Origin of the sequence: Roseomonas sp. HF4 (assembly GCF_005222755.1) — a bacterium.
Taxonomy (GTDB): Bacteria; Pseudomonadota; Alphaproteobacteria; order Acetobacterales; family Acetobacteraceae; genus Neoroseomonas.
On the sequence record NZ_STGD01000008.1, the window covers coordinates 137587 to 153872 of the forward strand.

Here is a 16286-nt window from a genome sequence, read left to right on the forward strand (position 1 = left end):
CGCCGCCGCAGCGTCGCTGCATCGGTTCGATCGAGATCGCCAGGCCTCCTTCACGGAGCACTCCCACGTGGCTGCCCACTCAGGCGGAGGATGCAGGTCCGCACCTCAAGCCTGCCCGCCGTCGCCGCCCTGGCCATGATGCCGCGTCCATTTCACGGAACCGCCAGGGATGGAATTCGAGGCCGGAGGCGCATCGCGGCGGGCTCGTTGATGCACATCAACGCTTTCCCGGCACGCTTCGCGCGATGAACAGGGTCGAGCAAGGAAACGCGCACATGAAGGTGGTCATCGTCGGCGGCGTGGCGGGTGGGGCATCCTGCGCGGCGCGGCTGCGCCGGCTCGATGAGACGGCCGAGATCGTGATGGTCGAGCGCGGCCCCTACGTCTCCTATGCCAATTGCGGCCTTCCCTACCACGTCGGCGGCGTGATCGAGCAGGAGCGGAGCCTGATGGTCGCGACCGAGCGCACCTTCCGCGAGACCTTCGCCATCGACGTGCGCACCAACTGCGAGGCGGTCTCGATCGACCGGCGCGCGAAGACCATCGCGCTGCGCGACACCGCGACCGGCGCGGTCACGGCGGAATCGTATGACAGTCTCGTGCTCTCTCCCGGTGGCGCCTCGATCCGCCCGAAGCTGCCCGGCATCGACCTGTCCGGCATCTTCGAGGTGCGCACCGTGCCCGATGCGCGGGCCATCCGTGCCTGGGTCGAGCGCGGCACCGAGTTCCTCGCCGGGATGAACAACTATTCCGGCATCCAGATGCTGCGGCCGGCGCTGCGCGCGGTCGTGGTGGGCGGCGGCTTCATCGGGCTGGAGACTGCCGAGAACCTGCGCCACCGCGGCTTCGAGGTCACGTTGGTCGAGATGGCGGATCAGGTCCTGGCGCCGCTCGACCGCGAATTCGCCCGCCTGGTCGAGGGCCATCTTGCCATGAACGGCGTCACGCTGGCGCTCGGCGACGGTGTGGCGGGGTTCAGCCAGGCGGAGGGTGGCAGGCTCAAGGTCTCGACGCGCGCGGGGAGGGACTATCCGGCCGACGTCGTGATCCTTGCGCTCGGCGTGCGGCCCGACGCGGCGCTGGCGCGCAGCGCAGGGCTCGAGATCGGTGCCCTCGGAGGCATCCGTGTGGACGACAGGATGCGCACCAGCGATCCCGACATCTTCGCCGTGGGCGACGCGGTCGAGGTGCGCGACGCCGTCACCGGGGAATGGGGCCTCGTCGCATTGGCTGGTCCCGCGAACCGGCAGGGGCGCATCGCGGCCGACGTGATCGCCGGACGCGATTCCCGCTACCGCGGCACCCAGGGCACCGCGATCATCGGACTGTTCGGTGCCGCCGCGGCCTGGACGGGTGCCAGCGAGAGGACGCTGCTGCGGCTCGGCATGACGGATTTCGAGAAGGTCTATCTCTATCCGAACTCGCATGCCGGCTATTACCCGGGGGCGCGGCCGATCGCGATGAAGGTGCTGTTCCGCCGTTCGGACGGGAAGGTGCTCGGCGGCCAGGCGCTGAGCCGCGACGCGGCGGGAGCGGACAAGCGCATCAGTGCCCTCGCGATGGCGATCCAGATGGGTGCCACGATCGACGACCTGGCCGAGAGCGAGCTCTGCTATGCGCCGCAATTCGGCAGCGCCAAGGACCCGCTGAACTTTGCGGGAATGATGGCGCGCGGCATCCTCGGCGGCGACGTGCCGGTCGTGCATTGGGGCGCGCGCGGCGACGGTTTGCTGCTCGACGTGCGGGAGGCGCCGGAACTGGCGGTGGAGAGCGTGCCCGGCGCGCTCCACATTCCGCTCGGCCAGTTGCGCGACCGGCTTGCGGACCTGCCCCGGGACCGCGAGATCCAGGTCATCTGCCGCTCCGGCCAGCGCGCCTACTACGCGACGCGGATGCTGCTGCAGAACGGCTTCCGCGCGCGGACGCTATCGGGCGGCATGCTCTCGCGCGCCGTGCTCGAACCAGGCCCCGAGGGGCTAGGTCATGCCCTCGACTGACGCCCGCCGGTGAGCGACCCCCCGCTGCTCGCGCTGAAGCTGTCGCTGCTCGTCTTCATGGCGGGCTCGCTGATGGAGATGGGGCTCGGGCTGCGCTTGCGGGACGCGCTCTCGGGTCTGCGCGATCGTCGCTTCCTTGCTTACGGCGTCGGATTCGGCTTCGTGATCGGGCCCGGCCTCGCCTGGGGCATGGCGCAGTTGCTGCCGCTCTCCCCGCCGCATGCGCTGGGGCTGATGCTGCTCGGCCTCGCGCCCTGCGCACCCTTCGTTCCGGTCATGGTGACGCGCGCGCAGGGCGACGTCGCCTATGTGCCGGCGATGATGCTGCTGGCTGCGGTCGGCACCCTGGTGCTGATGCCCATGGCGGTGCCGTTGCTGGCCACCGGGCTTTCCGTCGACGCCTGGGCCATCGCGCGTCCGCTGTTGGTCATGGTTCTGGTGCCGCTCGCTCTCGGCATGGCCGTGTTCCGTTTCGCACCGCATGTCGCGGAGACCGCACGACCCCGCGTCAAGTCCGTGGCGACGGGGGCAGCCGTGGTCCTTCTGGTGCTCTGCGGGGTGATGTTCGGGCGTGGGTTCGTCGCCGCCTTCGGGAGTTTCGCGGTCGGCTCCCAGGTTCTGTTCCTCACGATCATGACGGCGGCGAGCTATGGCCTTGCGCGTGGACTCCGACCGCAACGACGGAGCGTGCTCGGGCTCGGGCTCTGCACGCGCAACGTGGGCGCCGCCATGGCGCCGCTGCTCTCGGCGCCCGGCGTGGATGATGGCGTGATCGTCATGGTGGCGCTGGGCGTGCCGGTGCAGATCGCCTGCGGCCTGCTCGCCGCGAAGTGGTTCGCACGGGACGTGCAGCGCGCGGCCGTGGGGGGAGAGACAGCATGCCCGTCTGGCTGATACCGATCGCCTACACCGTAGCGAGCATCGCATGCGGTCTCGTGTTGCCGCGGCTCGAGAATGCCTATGCGGCATCGTTCGATCTGGGTGTCTCGTCGTCGGCGGTACTGGCGGCGCTCTCGGCGATCTCCTCGGGAATGATGGCACTGACGGGTATCGTCTTCTCCATCGCCTTCGTGATGCTGCAGTTCAGCGCCATCACCTACTCGCCACGCTTCGCGTCGCGCTTCGCACGCGACCCGGTGCTCTTCCACGCGCTCGGCATCTTCTTCGCGACCTTCACCTACGCGCTTGCCACGACCTTCTGGGTGGATCGGGCAGGCGAGGTGGGCGTCCCGACACTTTCCGCCATTGGCGCGGTCGTCCTGCTGTTTGCGAGCCTGCTGGTGTTCGGATTGCTGATGCGCCGCCTCGGCGACCTGCAGATCACCAACACGCTGCGCTTCATCGGCGACCAGGGGCGGGATGTGATCCGGCAGACCATCGTCGCCGGCGGGGCGCGCGCGGCGGCGGTCGCCGACACCGCAACGGCCGATTCGGTTGTGCAGAAGCTGCGGCACCAGGGACCACCGCGCTATGTCCAGTCCTATGACATCCCGGCGCTGGTCGCCCTCGCCCGCCGCGCAGGTGCGGTGATCGACATGGAGGCCGCCGTCGGCGACATGGTGCTGGACGGATCCGTGGTGCTGCGCGTGCGGGGTGGCACCGGAGGGCTCCAGGACGCGGAACTGCTGCGCGCCGTGCGTCTCGGGAACGATCGCACTTTCGAACAGGACCCGAAGTATCCACTGCGTCTGCTGGTCGACATCGCGATCAAGGCGCTCTCGCCGGCGATCAACGATCCAACCACGGCGGTGCAGGCGCTGGATCAGATCGAGGACCTGTTGCGGCACCTGGCCCGCCGGCCGCTGGATATCGGGCGCGTGGCGGATGGGGAGGGCGCGCTGCGACTCACCTTTCCCACGTCGAAATGGGGCGACTACCTCTCCCTCGCCTTCGACGAGATCCGCGTCTTCGGCGCGACCTCCGTGCAGGTCCTGCGACGGTTGCGTTCCGCGCTGCGCGGCCTCGAGGAGCTACTCGACGGTGATACCCGTGCGGAGGAGGTCCGACGCTACGTGACGCATATCGATGCGGCGATTGAGCGGTCCACCTTCGACGAGCAGGATCGCCACGCGGCCCGGCAGGAAGATCCGCAAGGGCTTGGGCTGACCCGGTAGTTCACGGGAGGGAGCGGCGGACAAAACTCACGTGCTGCATAGCCTCGGCGCTCATGCGGGAGCGGGCTCATCGTCGGAGCCGGCCGTTCCGGCAGTGACGCGGTTCGTCGGGTCACCGGCGGCAGGCAAGCAGAGGGCTGGGCATTCAGTCAGAAATCGATTGGAAATTTGGGCTTTCCTGCGTTCTCCCTGCCAGAGACTTCCATTCCCCGCTTCCCACCACTGCAGCGGTGACGAGTTGACCCATCGACTCAAGGGCGCCGAGGCGAGACCGGCATGCGGCGGCGATCGGATCGTGATCGTCAGATCTTGGGATCATCTTGCGCTTCTCCGCTCTGAGGCGGCGATATGGCTCGAGGCAGGCCAGAAAGGCTTAAGTCCAGGCATAAGTGGATCCATGCCCGCGCACCCCCTCCCTTCCTTGCCACTTGGAACCTGACATCGAAGGGCAGTTCCCAGGCGCCAAAGAAGGTCGAGGGGGGGCCGGGGGGAGAAGTTCCCCTCTCCCCCCGGTCCTTTACCCACATCCCGGTTCGAGGCCGCCAGGTATCAGGCCGTGCGCCTGTTCCAGGGCATCAGCGCCAGCAGGTTCGCCATGCCGCAGAAGCCGCTGACGCCCGCGAAGACCAGTCCTGCGCCGACGAAGGCGGACAGCGCATGGAAGGCCGGCGCGACCAGGGCGCCGAGAAGCACGCCGGCCAGCACGAGGGATCCAGCGGCGATCTGCACCTGGCGCATCAGCGGCAGCGGCGCGCGCCGGTCCTCGGAGACCGGCAAGCCGGCACGCTTCCAGGCCGCGAGGCCGCCCTCGAGGATGAAGGCCTCGGCGCCGCCCGCGCGTGCGGCGAGCCGGTCCGCCGCCTGCGCCGTCCGCGCGCCGGAGGCGCAGTGGAACAGCACGGGCTGTCCCTGCTGGACGGCCAGTTCCGCCTCGGCGAGGCGCGAGAGCGGCAGGTGGGCGGAACCGGGGATGTGGCTTCGCGCGCGCTCATCCGCCTCGCGCAGGTCGACGAGAAGCGCCTCGCCTGCGCGGAGCATCGCGGCGGCGCGGTCGGGGGAGATCGTGGGAAGGGTCATGGTCGGGTCACCGGGTCCTCGATCGAGATGGCACAGACGACGGCCTGCGCCATGCCGCCGTCCGCGATGGGTGGCCGGTCGTGATGCCGGCGCGGCGCATGGCCTTGGGCCTTTCGGCGCGCAGGCACCGAAGGTCCGGCGACAGGGTGGGGTGCGACAGGCCAAGACCCCCCACGGCCCCATCGACCGAAACCGCCTGCGCTGCAGCGACACGGGAAGCGGCAGCGCGCCGCACCCATCGCCGCGCAGAACGAACATGCCCGCGCCCGCCTTCGAAGAAGCCCGACAGGCACCATCGTGGTACAGCTTTTGAATATTAGCTTTTATGGATATACAGGTCAAGGAGAGACCTGAGATTCCGCCATCGCAGCCGTCCCGGCCGACGCCGGGTCGATCGGGCGACGGGCGTGCAGGCCGGGCGACCTGAACCTGCCGCGCGCAAAGGCGGCCACGGCATCGGTGGGCGATGGACCGGCCAGCCGGCACCGGAATCTCCGGCGCCGGGGTCGCGCCGGCGGGGCTCAGCTCTCGGTCGGGCAGAAAATCTCCTGCAGCGTCGCCATGATGGTCGCGACGCGCGGGTCCGAGATCCGATAGTGGATGGTCGTGCCCGCGCGGCGGGTGGCGACCAGGCCTTCGTCCCTGAGCTTCGCCAGGTGCTGCGACATGGCAGGCTGCGACAGCCCGGCGCGGTCGGCCAGCCGTCCGACCGGCGCTTCGCCCTCGACGATCAGGGTGCAAAGCACGATGAGGCGGCGCTCACTCGCGAGGAGGCGCAGGACGGCAGCCGCAGCCGCGGCGTGTTCCTCCATGGAGGAAGCGCCGGCGACCGTCTTGGCAGCAGTCGCGGCGGGAGAAATCTGCACGGGCGCCTCCGGGATAGCGGTACGTCGATTGCATCTGACGCGTCTGATGTATTTGGTCCGGCATGAATATCAAGCGCCGAAGGATCGACTGACCCCCGCGATGCCGAAATCTCCCGCGCGCCTGCCGAGGCCAGGGCCTGATATCCTGCCGCCGAACCCTGCCACCCGCGAGGCGGCCGCGGGCGCGCGCCCGACCCGCGCCGGCGCGCTCGCCGCGGCGCTGGCCGAATCGATCGCCGCCGGCCGCCTTGCCCCGGGCACGGCACTGGAGGAGGAACGCCTGGCCGCCGCCCACGGCGTCTCGCGCACCCCGGTGCGGGAGGCGCTGCGACTGCTCGCGGCCACCGGCCTCGTGGAGCAGCGCCCGCGCCGCGGCGCCGTCGTCGCCCGACCGGATCCGCGGCGCCTGGCCGAGATGTTCGAGGCCATGGCGGAACTCGAGGCGATCTGCGCCCGGCTCTGTGCCCGTGGCATGGGGCGGGCGGCGCGGCTGAGCCTGAAGGCGCGGCACGCGGCGATGGGGCGCATGGCCGCGGCGGGCGACCTGTCCGCCTACCGCGACGCAAACGTCGCCTTCCATGAGGCGCTCTATGCCGGCGCCGGCAATGCCTATCTCGCGCAACTCGCGGGGACGACGCGGCAGCGCCTGGCACCCTTCCGCGCAGCGCAGCTCGGGGGTCGCGACCGGCTCGCCGCCTCGCATGCGGAGCACGGGGCCATCGTCGCGGCGATCCTCGCCGGCGATGCGCCTGCGGCCGCGGCGGCGGTGCGGGCGCACCTGGCGGCGACGGAAGGCGCCTGGGGGATGATGGCCGGACAGCCGCCGACCCTGCTGGGCTGAGAGCCTCCGCGGCGGGCATCCTGCCGTCGCGGACGCCGCAATTGTATGCAGGACTGCATACAATTAACGAGGCTTCCTCACGCGCCGGGCGGCACGTGGATTGCTTGGCGCCAGTCGATGGATCTCGCCGGGCTCCCCTTCACGCGCGCCGCGCTGCACGCCGCCTATGCCGCCGGAACGCCGGCAGCCGCTGTCGCGGCCGAGGCTCTGCGCCGCGCCGCCGCGGCCGATGACCCGGGCATCTTCCTCGACCTCATGCCTGTCGCGGCGCTGGCCGCCGAGGCCGCCACCCTGCCGCCCTTCGACCCGGCGCGGTACCCGCTCTGGGGCCTGCCCGTCGCGGTGAAGGACAACATCGCCGTCGCCGGCCGGCCCATGACCGCCGCCTGCCCCGCCTTCGCCCATGTGCCGGCCGAGGACGCGGCCGCCGTCGCGAGGCTGCGCACGGCGGGCGCGCTCATCCTCGGCAAGACCAACCTCGACCAGTTCGCCACCGGGCTTGTCGGCGTGCGCACGCCCTATCCGGTGCCGCGCAACGCCGTGGCGCCGGATCGCGTACCGGGCGGCTCATCCTCGGGCTCCGCGGTCGCGGTGGCGCGCGGCATCGCGGCGCTGGCACTCGGTACCGACACGGCGGGCTCCGGCCGCGTGCCGGCGGCGCTGAACGGCATCGTCGGGCTGAAGCCCTCGGTCGGCGCCGTCTCCACGCGCGGCGTCGTGCCGGCCTGCCGCAGCCTCGACGTCGTCTCGGTCTTCGCGACCTCGGTCGAGGATGCCTGGGCCGGCTTCCGGGCGATCGCGGGGGAGGACCGCGCCGATCCCTTCAGCCGCCCGATCGCCTGGGCCGAGCCGGGCGCCCTGCTCACCCGCATCGCGCTGCCCGCGCCGGCCGACCTGCACCTGGACGAGGCCCCCGCCCGCGCCGCCTGGGATGCGGCCGCCGTCTTGCTGCCCGGCGCGACGGCGGCGCCCATCGCGGCGCTGCTCGACGCCGCGCGGCTGCTATATGACGGCCCCTGGGTCGCCGAGCGCGCCGCGGCCTTCGGCGACTTCGCCGCCGCCCATCCCGGCGCGCTGCACCCGGTCACCGAGTCGATCCTGGCCGGCGCCGTACGCTTCACCGCGGTCGACGCCTTCCGCGGGCTCTACGCGCTGCAGGACCACCGCCGCGCCGCCGAGGATTTCTTCGCGCACTTCGACGTGCTGGCCGTGCCGTCCGTACCCTGCTTCCCGACGTTGGCCGCGCTGGCGGCGGACCCCTTCGGTCCCAATGCGCGCCTCGGCACCTACACGAACTTCGTCAACCTGCTCGATCTCGCGGCACTCGCCCTGCCCGGTCGGGCGCGGCCCGACGGGCTGCCGGCCGGCATCACGCTGATCGGGCCGCGCGGGTCGGATGCGGCGCTCGCCGCGCTCGGCATGGACTTCGCCGCGCGCGCCGCGGCTTCGGGAAAGGCCGCGGCCGCATGATCGAGATCGTCGTCGTCGGCGCCCACATGACCGGGCTGCCCCTGAACGCGGAGCTGGTCGCGCAGGGCGGCACCTTCCTGCGCGCCGCCACGACGCGGCCCTGCTACCGCCTGTTCGCGCTGGCCGGCGGTCCGCCGCGCCGGCCGGGGCTGCTGCGCGTGGCGCCCGATGCCGGCGCCGCGGTCGCGGCCGAGGTCTGGGCCCTGCCCGAGGACGGCTTCGGCCGCTTCGTGGCCGGCATCCCCGCGCCGCTCTGCATCGGCACGCTGCTGCTCGATGACGGCACGACGCCCAAGGGCTTCCTCGTGGAGCCCGAGGGCCTGGCGGACGCGCTCGACATCACCCGCCACGGCGGATGGCGCGGCTTCCTCGCCGCCGCTGCCCTCCCCACCCCCGCCTGAACAAGGAGAACGCCGATGATCCGCCGCCGCCACCTTCTCGCCGCCGCCGCCATCCCGCTGGTCGCGCCGCATGTCGCCAACGCCCAGGCCGCGCGCACGGTGAAGATGGGCTCGCTCCGCCTGATCCATTCGATGACGCCGCATTTCTACCAGCGCTTCGCGCCCGCCGGCATGACCATCGAGGTCATCACCTTCGACAGCCCGACGGACGGCAAGAACGCTGTCGTCACCGGCAGCGTCGGCTTCGGCGGCTTCGGCATCGCGGCCGCGACGCTAGGCGCCGCAGCGGGCGAGCCGGTCGTCGTGGTCGGCGCCTTCTGCAACCGCGGCATGGGGGTGATCGCCAAGGCGGGCTCGGACATCCGCGACATCGCCGGGCTGCGCGGCAAGCGCGTCGGCATCTGGCCGGGCTCGACGCAGGAGGTCTTCATTCTCGAGCGCCTGCGCATGACGGGCATGACGATCCGCGACATCACCGCCGTGCGCGTGCCCTTCGGCGAGATGCACGCCATGCTCGCCCGCGGCGACATCGACGCCTATGTCGGCGCCGAGCCGGGGCCGGGCCTGTCCATCTCCTCCGGTGTCGGGCAGCTGGTCGAATACCCCTACGGCACCGCGATGGGCGGCCTGAACATGATCTTCGGCACCTCCCAGGCCATGATCGACCAGGACCCGGCGCTGGTCCGCACCATGCTGACCATCCACCGCCGCGCCACCGAGCACATGATGGCGAACAAGGCGGAGGTCGCCGAGGCGACCGTGCGTATCCTGGGCGCGCCGCGCGCGGCGGTGGACCAGGCGCTTGGCGCCGACAACGTCGAATACACCTGGAAGCTCGACGACACCGTGCTGGGCCAGGCGCGCACCTACGCGCAGCAGATGCTGGAGCTGCGCCAGATCCGCCGCCTGCCGGACTTCGACAAGCTGCTGAACCCGCGCTTCTCGAACGACGTCGCGACGGCCTGAGGCCCGGCGGATGAGCGCCACCACCACCACGGCCGCCCCGCCCGAGGCCATCGCCGCGGCGCCGCCGGGCGGCCTCTGGCAGAGGCTGCGGGGCACCGTGCTGGCGCTCATCGTGCCGTTGCTGCTGCTGGGCTTCTGGCACTGGGCGGTCGCGGCGGGGATGACGATGCTCATCCCCTCCCCGGCCGAGGTCGCCGAATACATGGTGGACTTCGCCTGGGGCGGCATCTGGGACGATGCCTTCTCGGCGACGCTGCACATCCACCTGCTGGCCTCCATGTCGAGGGTCTATGGCGGCTTCGCGCTGGCGGCGCTGGTGGCCGTCCCGCTCGGCATCCTGATCGGGCGGAACGACACGATCCGCGCGCTGCTCGACCCCTTCCTGCAGCTGATGCGGCCGATCCCGGTCACGGCTTGGCTGCCGCTGTCGATGATCCTGTTCGGGCTCGGGCCGCGCTCGGCCTTCTTTCTGGTGTTCCTGGGCGCCTTCTATCCCATCCTGCTGAACACGGTGTTCGGCGTGCGCAGCGTCGAGAAGCGGCTGTTCGAGGCCGCGTCCATGCTCGGCTGCTCGCCGTCGGCGCAGTTCTTCAAGGTCGTGCTGCCGGCCGCGCTGCCCTCGATCTTCACGGGGCTCAGGCTCGGCCTCGGGCTCGCCTGGTTCGTCATCGTGGTGGGCGAGATGACGGGCGTGCCCCAGGGCCTCGGCGCCGTCATCATGGACGGGCGCACGTTGAGCCGCACCGAGCTCGTCATCTGCGGCATGATCGTCATCGGCATCGCGGGCTTCGTCTCGGATCGCATCGTCGTGATGGCCATGAACCGCCTGCTGCGTTGGAGCCCGTCGCATCATGGCTGAACTGCCGATCCTCGACCTGCGCGGCGTCGGCAAGACCTATGCGCTGAACGGCCAGAAGATCGAGGCGCTGCGCGACGCGAGCCTCACGGTCCGCAAGGGCGAGTTCGTCTGCCTGATCGGCGCCTCGGGCTGCGGCAAGTCGACGCTGCTGCGCATCGTGGCCGGCTTCGAGCCGCCCTCGGCCGGCCAGGCGCTGATGTGGGACAAGCCGGTCGGCGGCCCCGCACCCGACCGCGGCATGGTCTTCCAGGACTACGGATTGTTCCCGTGGCTCACGGTCCGCCAGAACATCGGCTTCGGCCCTTCCTCCCGCGGGCTGCCGAAGAAGGAGGTGCGCGATACCGTCGAGCGCTTCGTGGCCATGGTCGGCCTCGCGCGCTTCGCGGACGCCTATCCGCACCAGCTCTCGGGCGGCATGAAGCAGCGCGTGGCGATCGCGCGCGTGCTCGCGAACGACGCCGAGATGGTGCTGATGGACGAGCCCTTCGGCGCGCTCGACGCCATGACGCGCGAACGGCTGCAGGACGAATTGCTCGACATCTGGCAGCGCACGAAGCTGACCGTGCTGTTCGTCACCCACTCGATCGAGGAGGCGATCTTCCTCGCCGACCGTGTCGTGGTCATGGAACCAGGACCGGGGCGGATCGCGAGCGAGCACGCCATCAAACTGCCCCGCCCGCGCGACGTCGCGTCGCCGGAATTCAACGAGGTGCGGCGCGACCTCTCCGCGCGCCTGCACAGCCACCACGCGCGCCAGGCGGCCTGAGATGCACCCGGTCGAGCGCCTGCGCTACGCCGCGCCCGCCGATCGCCCGCGCCACGAAGGGCCAGCCGGCGCGCGCCTCATCGTCTGGCCGGTCGTGAACGTCGAGACCTGGCTGATCGAGAACCCGATGCCGCGCCAGGTGCTGGTCGCGCCCACCGGCGCCGCGCTGCAGCCGGACGTGCCGAACTGGGCCTGGCACGAATACGGGATGCGCGTCGGCTTCTGGCGCTTCCACGCGCTGTTCGAACGCCTGTCCATCCGCCCGACGCTGTCGGTCAACGGCAGCGTCATCGGCGCCTATCCGCGCGTGGCCGCCGCGGCGCGCGACGCGGGCTGGGAATTCATGGGCCATGGCTGGCACCAGGTGCCGACGCATCGCGTAGAGGACCAGCGCGGGATGATCGGACGTACGGCGCAGGCCATCCTGGACTTCACGGGGCGGCCCTGCACCGGCTGGCTCGGCCCCGGCCTGACGGAAACCGCCGAGACGCCGGACCTGCTGGCCGAGGCCGGCATCCGCTGGACCGGCGACTTCGTGGTGGACGACCTGCCCGCACGCATCGCCACCGCGCATGGCGAGATGCTCGCCATGCCCTACAGCGTGGAGCTGAACGACATCCCGGTGGTGATGATCCAGCACCACGACGAGCAGGAACTGCCCCGCCGTGCCCGCCTGCAGGCCGCGCGCCTGCTGCGCGAAGCCGAGGCAGCGGCCGGCGTGAAGGTGATGTGCATCGCGATCCACCCCTACATCACCGGCGTGCCGCACCGCATCGATGCGCTCGAGACACTGTTCGACGAGTTGGCCGCCGATCCGCGGATCGCCTTCCTGCAGGGCGATGCGATCGCGGCGTGGTACCTCGGGAGCGGCGATACGGCCTGAGGCGGGTGAAAGGTGGGGGGAGGGGAACCTCCCCCGAGCCCCCTCCCTTCCTTGTCGTTTGGTGCTTGTCCTGTGAGGCCGGGCGCCAAATGCCAAAGAAGGTTGAGGGGGGTGTGGGGGGAGAAGTTCCCTTCTCCCCCCACCTCTACGTTACCACCGTCAATCCAGCAGCGACGCCACCGTCGGCGCCAGCACCGCGAGCGCGGCGCCGACATCCGCCATGTCGAGCGCCTCCTCCGGATTGTGGCTGCCGTTAGCGTTGCGCAGGAACAGCATCGCCGAAGGCACGCCGAGCCCCGCGAAGGTCGCGCAATCGTGCCCGGCGCCGGAGGCCATTTCGCGCACCGGCACGCCGGCCGTGCCCGCCGCGCGCATCAGCAGCGCGCGCAGCGCCTCGTCCATCGGCGCCGGCGCCGCATGGGTCGGCGGGCCGAGGTCGAAGGCGACGCCGCGCGCGCCGCCGATGCGCAGCGCCTCCAGCGCCAGCCAGCGGTCGAGCTCCGCCAGCAGCGCCGCATCCTCGCTCCGGATGTCGAGGCTGAAGCGAAGCGTGCCCGGCACCTTGGTGGGCGCATGGTGCTCGGGGTCGGTCGCGAGGATTCCGGTGGTGCAGACGAGGTCGGCGCCGCCGTCCTCCAGCATCGCCCAGCGCGCATCCAGCGCGGCGAGCAACATGACCGCGGCCATCGCGGCGTCGCGCCGGTGGGTGCGCGGCACGGCCCCGGCATGGGCATGGGCGCCGTGCGCGACGGCGCGGGGGTAGCGCAGGCTGCCGCGGATGCCGCTGACGATGGCGATCGGCAGCGCCTCCTCCACCAGCACCGGGCCCTGCTCGATATGCGGCTCGATGAAGCAGGCGAGGCTGTCGGGGTCGAGCAGCGCGCGCCCCTCGCGGATCGGCGCCGGGTCGAAGCCTTCGTCGACCATGTGTTCGGCGAGCGTACGGCCGGTATCGGCACGGCGCAGCATGTCCGGCGCCTCGCGCGGCAGCAGGCCGAACAGCGCGCGGCTGCCGAGGTAATGCGCGGGGAACCAGCACATCTCCTCCGCCCGGATGCCGAGGACCAGCAGGTCGCGCCGCGGCGCGAGGCCACCCGCCCGCAGCGCCGCCGCGACGGCGAGGCCGAGCACGACGCCCGCCGCGCCGTCGAAGTTCCCGCCATGCGGCACGCTGTCGAGGTGCGAGCCCATGGCGACGGCGGGCATGGCGCGGTCGCGCCCGGGCAGGCGCATGTGCAGCGTGCCGATCGCATCCGCCGAGACCTCGAGCCCGAGGCCGCGCGCGGCATCCGCCACGATCGCATGCGCCGCGCGCTCCCCCGCGCCGTAGGAGGCGCGCGTCACGCCCGGCGGGTCGAGGCTTGCGGCCCGCAGCCGCTCGAACAGGTCGCGGGCGAGGTCGAGCCCCGTGGCCAGGGCGTGGTCGGGCAGGCTTCGCATGCCGTACAGCCCGCGGCTTCAGCCCGCCGCCGGCGGATGCACCTTCAGCCAGTGCCGCGCGATGTCGACCCGCCGCGCCACCCACACGTCACGCCGGCTGCCGATATGGTCGAGCAGGCGCTGCAGCCCCATGGCGCGGGCCGGATGGCCGATGAGTCGCATGTGCAGCCCGATCGACATCATCTTCGGCCGCCCCTTCGCCCCTTCGTCGTACAGCATGTCGAAGGCGTCCCGGACGAAGGAGAACCACTGGTCGGATGTGCCCATCCAGCCGGCGTATTTCCCGTCGTTGTTCACCAGGGAATAGGGCACGACCAGGTGCGGGCTGCCCTCCACCTTCACGTAGAAGGGCAGTTCGTCGCCGTAGTAGTCGCTGTCGTAGAGGAAGCCGCCATGCTCGGCGACCAGGCGGCGCGTGTTCACCGAAGGTCCGTAGCGGCAGTACCAGCCGTCCGGGCGGTGGCCGACGGTCTTCTCGAGGCTGAGGACCGCCTTTGCGATGTGCTCGCGCTCCTCCGCCTCGCTCAGCTCGAAATGCTTCACCCAGCGCCAGCCATGGGAACACACGTCGTAGCCGGCGGCGCGGATGGCAGCGGCGGCCTCGGGGTTGCGCTCAAGCGCGAGCGCGCAGCCGAACACGGTCATCGGAAGGCCACGTTCCTGGAACAGGCGCATCAAGCGCCAGACACCGACGCGCGACCCGAATTCGAACATCCCCTCGGCGGCGAGGTCGCGACCGGACTTCACCTGGTTCAGGCCGTGCGCCTCGGTCAGCCCGTTCTCGGTGACGCCGTCGCCGAGTTCGAAGGACGGCTCGGAGCCTTCCTCGTAGTTCATCACGAAGTTCACCGCGACCTTGGCGCCGCCCGGCCACTGCGGGTCCGGCGGATTGGCGCCGTAGCCGATGAAGTCGCGCGTCACCTCGTAGGGCATGGTCTCGCTCCGTGGATGCGGCAGGATGGTGCTAGCCGCTCATGCGCCGCGCAAGGCCGACCGCACGGTCCATCGCCAGCAGCAGGACGAAGGCGAGCGCGACCAGCACGCCCGAGGCCGCGGCGACGCGCACGTCGAGCGCCGTCTCCATCATGCCCCAGAGGCGGATCGGCAGCATGTCGGTCTGCGCCGAGGACAGGAACAGCGACACCGGCACGTTGTCGAGCGAGGAGACGAACGCGAGGAACGCGCCCGCCGCAACGCCCGGCATGATCAGCGGCAGCGTCACGCGGCGGAAGGTGCGCCAGGGCCCGGCGCCGAGCGCCGCGCTCGATTCCAGCAGCGCCGGGTCGAGCCCCGCGGCGCTCGCGCCGACGGTCCGCAGCGCGAAGGGGGCCGCGATCATCGCATGCCCCGCCACCAGCAGCGCCAGGGAAGGCGGCTGCCGCAGCCAGGAGAAGAACATCAGCGCCGCGAGCCCGAAGGCGATCCCCGGCAGCACCAGCGGCGCCATGAAGGCGCCCTCGGCCACCTTCGACCAGGTCGCGCGCGACCGCGCGATCGCGAGGGCCGCTGCGGTCGAAAGCGAGGTCGCGACCACCGCCGTCAGCACCGCGACCAGCAGGGAATTGCCCGCCGCGACATGGATCTGGGCGGAACGCTCGGCGTCGAACAGGTCGCGGTACCATTGCAGCGTGAAGCCGGGCGGCGGGAACTGCAGCGCGCGGGAGGAGGTGAATGAGGTCACCAGCACCACCACCACCGGCCCGACCAGGATCAGGAACCCGACCCCGGCCAGGGCCAGGATGAGCAGCGCCAGCGCACGGTCGGCGCCCGTGAACCTATGCATGGGAGGCCCTCTGCCCGAGCAGCGACAGCGCGCCCGCCACCATCAGCACCGAGCCCATCAGCGTGATCGCCATGGCGGCGGCGAGCGGCCAGTCGAACACCACCATCGCATTCTGCCAGACCAGCGCCGGCAGGTAGTTGAGCCGCCCGCCGCCGATCACGCCCTGGGAGATGAAGGCCGTCGACGCGCTCGCGAAGACGAGCGTCGCCCCCGCGATCAGGCCCGGCAGCGCCATCGGCAGCACCACCTTCCACAGCGTGCGGGCGAGCGAGCCGCCGAGCGAGGCGGAGGCATCGAGCAGCGCCGGGTCGATGCGCGCCAGCGCCGCCAGCAGGGGCAGCAGCATCAGCGGCATTTCTATCTGCGTCAGCGCGATGATCAGCCCGTGCTCGGTCTGCAGCAACGGCACGGGTGCCGTGACCACGCCCATGCCGATCAGCGTCGCGTTGATCACCCCCTCCCGCCCCAGGATCACGATCCAGGCGAAGGTGCGCACCACGACCGAGGTCAGCAGCGGCAGCACCGCCGCGATCAGGATGACGCGGCGCAGCGCCGGCCCCGCCACCAGGTGCACGAGCGCCAGCGGCACGGCGAGCAGCGCGGTCGCCAGCACCGTCAGTGCGCCGAGGCGCAGCGTGTTCAGCACGGATTCGATGTGGAACCCGTCGCCCAGCGTGTCCCGCCAGGCGCGCAGGCTCCAGTCGCGCAGGTTCTCGTCGGTCGCGACCGAGGTCGCGGCCAGCAGGAGAAGCGGCGCCGCGAAGAACAGCATCTGCGCCACCGCAAGTGGCAGCGCGAGGCGCCAGATGCCGCCCTCCGCCAT

General features: G+C 71.3%; 16 protein-coding genes. 10 read left to right on the forward strand and 6 right to left on the reverse strand.

Annotation, left to right across the window (positions count from 1 at the left end; all coding sequences use genetic code 11):
• Positions 1 to 275: 275 nt before the first annotated feature.
• From E8M80_RS13990 to E8M80_RS14000, 3 genes are read left to right on the forward strand one after another with little or no spacing between them, the layout of a single operon-like run.
• On the forward strand, positions 276 to 1997 hold the full coding sequence (locus tag E8M80_RS13990; protein ID WP_137126321.1) for an FAD-dependent oxidoreductase: 1722 nt from the start codon (positions 276 to 278) through the stop codon (positions 1995 to 1997).
• A gap of 9 nt (positions 1998 to 2006) precedes the next feature.
• Positions 2007 to 2891, forward strand: a complete 885-nt coding sequence (locus tag E8M80_RS13995) for a bile acid:sodium symporter family protein (RefSeq protein ID WP_137126322.1) — start codon at positions 2007 to 2009, stop codon at positions 2889 to 2891.
• Positions 2876 to 4111, forward strand: coding sequence for a DUF2254 domain-containing protein (locus E8M80_RS14000; RefSeq protein WP_137126323.1), 1236 nt, complete (start codon positions 2876 to 2878; stop codon positions 4109 to 4111). The genes E8M80_RS13995 and E8M80_RS14000 overlap by 16 nt, the downstream gene beginning before the upstream one ends.
• A gap of 549 nt (positions 4112 to 4660) precedes the next feature.
• On the opposite strand, the gene E8M80_RS14005 is transcribed toward E8M80_RS14000, so the two are convergent.
• Both E8M80_RS14005 and E8M80_RS14010 read right to left on the reverse strand, forming a co-directional pair.
• Complete coding sequence (locus E8M80_RS14005; RefSeq protein ID WP_137126324.1) at positions 4661 to 5188, reverse strand: rhodanese family protein; 528 nt, start codon at positions 5186 to 5188, stop codon at positions 4661 to 4663.
• Positions 5189 to 5709: 521 nt separating this feature from the next.
• On the reverse strand, positions 5710 to 6054 hold the full coding sequence (locus E8M80_RS14010; RefSeq protein WP_240790032.1) for a metalloregulator ArsR/SmtB family transcription factor: 345 nt from the start codon (positions 6052 to 6054) through the stop codon (positions 5710 to 5712).
• A 100-nt stretch (positions 6055 to 6154) separates the two neighbouring features.
• Here E8M80_RS14010 and E8M80_RS14015 point away from each other — a divergent pair, with 100 nt between their 5' ends.
• The 7 genes from E8M80_RS14015 to E8M80_RS14040 all read left to right on the forward strand — a co-directional run bounded on the left by E8M80_RS14015 (position 6155) and on the right by E8M80_RS14040 (position 12240).
• Positions 6155 to 6895, forward strand: coding sequence for a GntR family transcriptional regulator (locus E8M80_RS14015; protein WP_137126325.1), 741 nt, complete (start codon positions 6155 to 6157; stop codon positions 6893 to 6895).
• A gap of 117 nt (positions 6896 to 7012) precedes the next feature.
• Positions 7013 to 8365, forward strand: coding sequence for an allophanate hydrolase (locus E8M80_RS14020; RefSeq protein WP_240790033.1), 1353 nt, complete (start codon positions 7013 to 7015; stop codon positions 8363 to 8365).
• The gene (locus E8M80_RS26645; RefSeq protein ID WP_240790034.1) at positions 8362 to 8766 is read left to right on the forward strand and encodes an amidase; all 405 of its coding nucleotides are present in this window, start codon (positions 8362 to 8364) and stop codon (positions 8764 to 8766) included. Before E8M80_RS14020 ends, E8M80_RS26645 begins: the two co-directional genes overlap by 4 nt.
• Before the next feature lie 15 nt (positions 8767 to 8781).
• A complete protein-coding gene (locus tag E8M80_RS14025; RefSeq protein WP_137126326.1) occupies positions 8782 to 9732 on the forward strand; it encodes an ABC transporter substrate-binding protein in 951 nt (316 codons plus the stop codon).
• Positions 9733 to 9742: 10 nt separating this feature from the next.
• Positions 9743 to 10591, forward strand: coding sequence for an ABC transporter permease (locus tag E8M80_RS14030; protein ID WP_137126327.1), 849 nt, complete (start codon positions 9743 to 9745; stop codon positions 10589 to 10591).
• Complete coding sequence (locus E8M80_RS14035; RefSeq protein ID WP_137126328.1) at positions 10584 to 11357, forward strand: ABC transporter ATP-binding protein; 774 nt, start codon at positions 10584 to 10586, stop codon at positions 11355 to 11357. The genes E8M80_RS14030 and E8M80_RS14035 overlap by 8 nt, the downstream gene beginning before the upstream one ends.
• Before the next feature lies 1 nt (position 11358).
• Entirely contained in the window at positions 11359 to 12240 is an 882-nt protein-coding gene (locus E8M80_RS14040) for a polysaccharide deacetylase family protein (protein ID WP_137126329.1), read from the forward strand.
• A 159-nt stretch (positions 12241 to 12399) separates the two neighbouring features.
• Here the strand turns inward: E8M80_RS14040 and E8M80_RS14045 are convergent, their stop codons facing one another.
• The 4 genes from E8M80_RS14045 to E8M80_RS14060 are packed head-to-tail and all read right to left on the reverse strand — an operon-like array spanning position 12400 to position 16286.
• Positions 12400 to 13680: a hydantoinase/carbamoylase family amidase gene (locus tag E8M80_RS14045; RefSeq protein ID WP_137126330.1), complete on the reverse strand. Its 1281-nt coding sequence runs from the start codon at positions 13678 to 13680 to the stop codon at positions 12400 to 12402.
• Positions 13681 to 13698: 18 nt separating this feature from the next.
• A complete protein-coding gene (locus E8M80_RS14050) occupies positions 13699 to 14613 on the reverse strand; it encodes a polysaccharide deacetylase family protein (RefSeq protein WP_206035637.1) in 915 nt (304 codons plus the stop codon).
• Positions 14614 to 14644: 31 nt separating this feature from the next.
• On the reverse strand, positions 14645 to 15463 hold the full coding sequence (locus tag E8M80_RS14055) for an ABC transporter permease (RefSeq protein ID WP_137126331.1): 819 nt from the start codon (positions 15461 to 15463) through the stop codon (positions 14645 to 14647).
• On the reverse strand, positions 15456 to 16286 hold the full coding sequence (locus tag E8M80_RS14060) for an ABC transporter permease (RefSeq protein ID WP_137126332.1): 831 nt from the start codon (positions 16284 to 16286) through the stop codon (positions 15456 to 15458). Before E8M80_RS14060 ends, E8M80_RS14055 begins: the two co-directional genes overlap by 8 nt.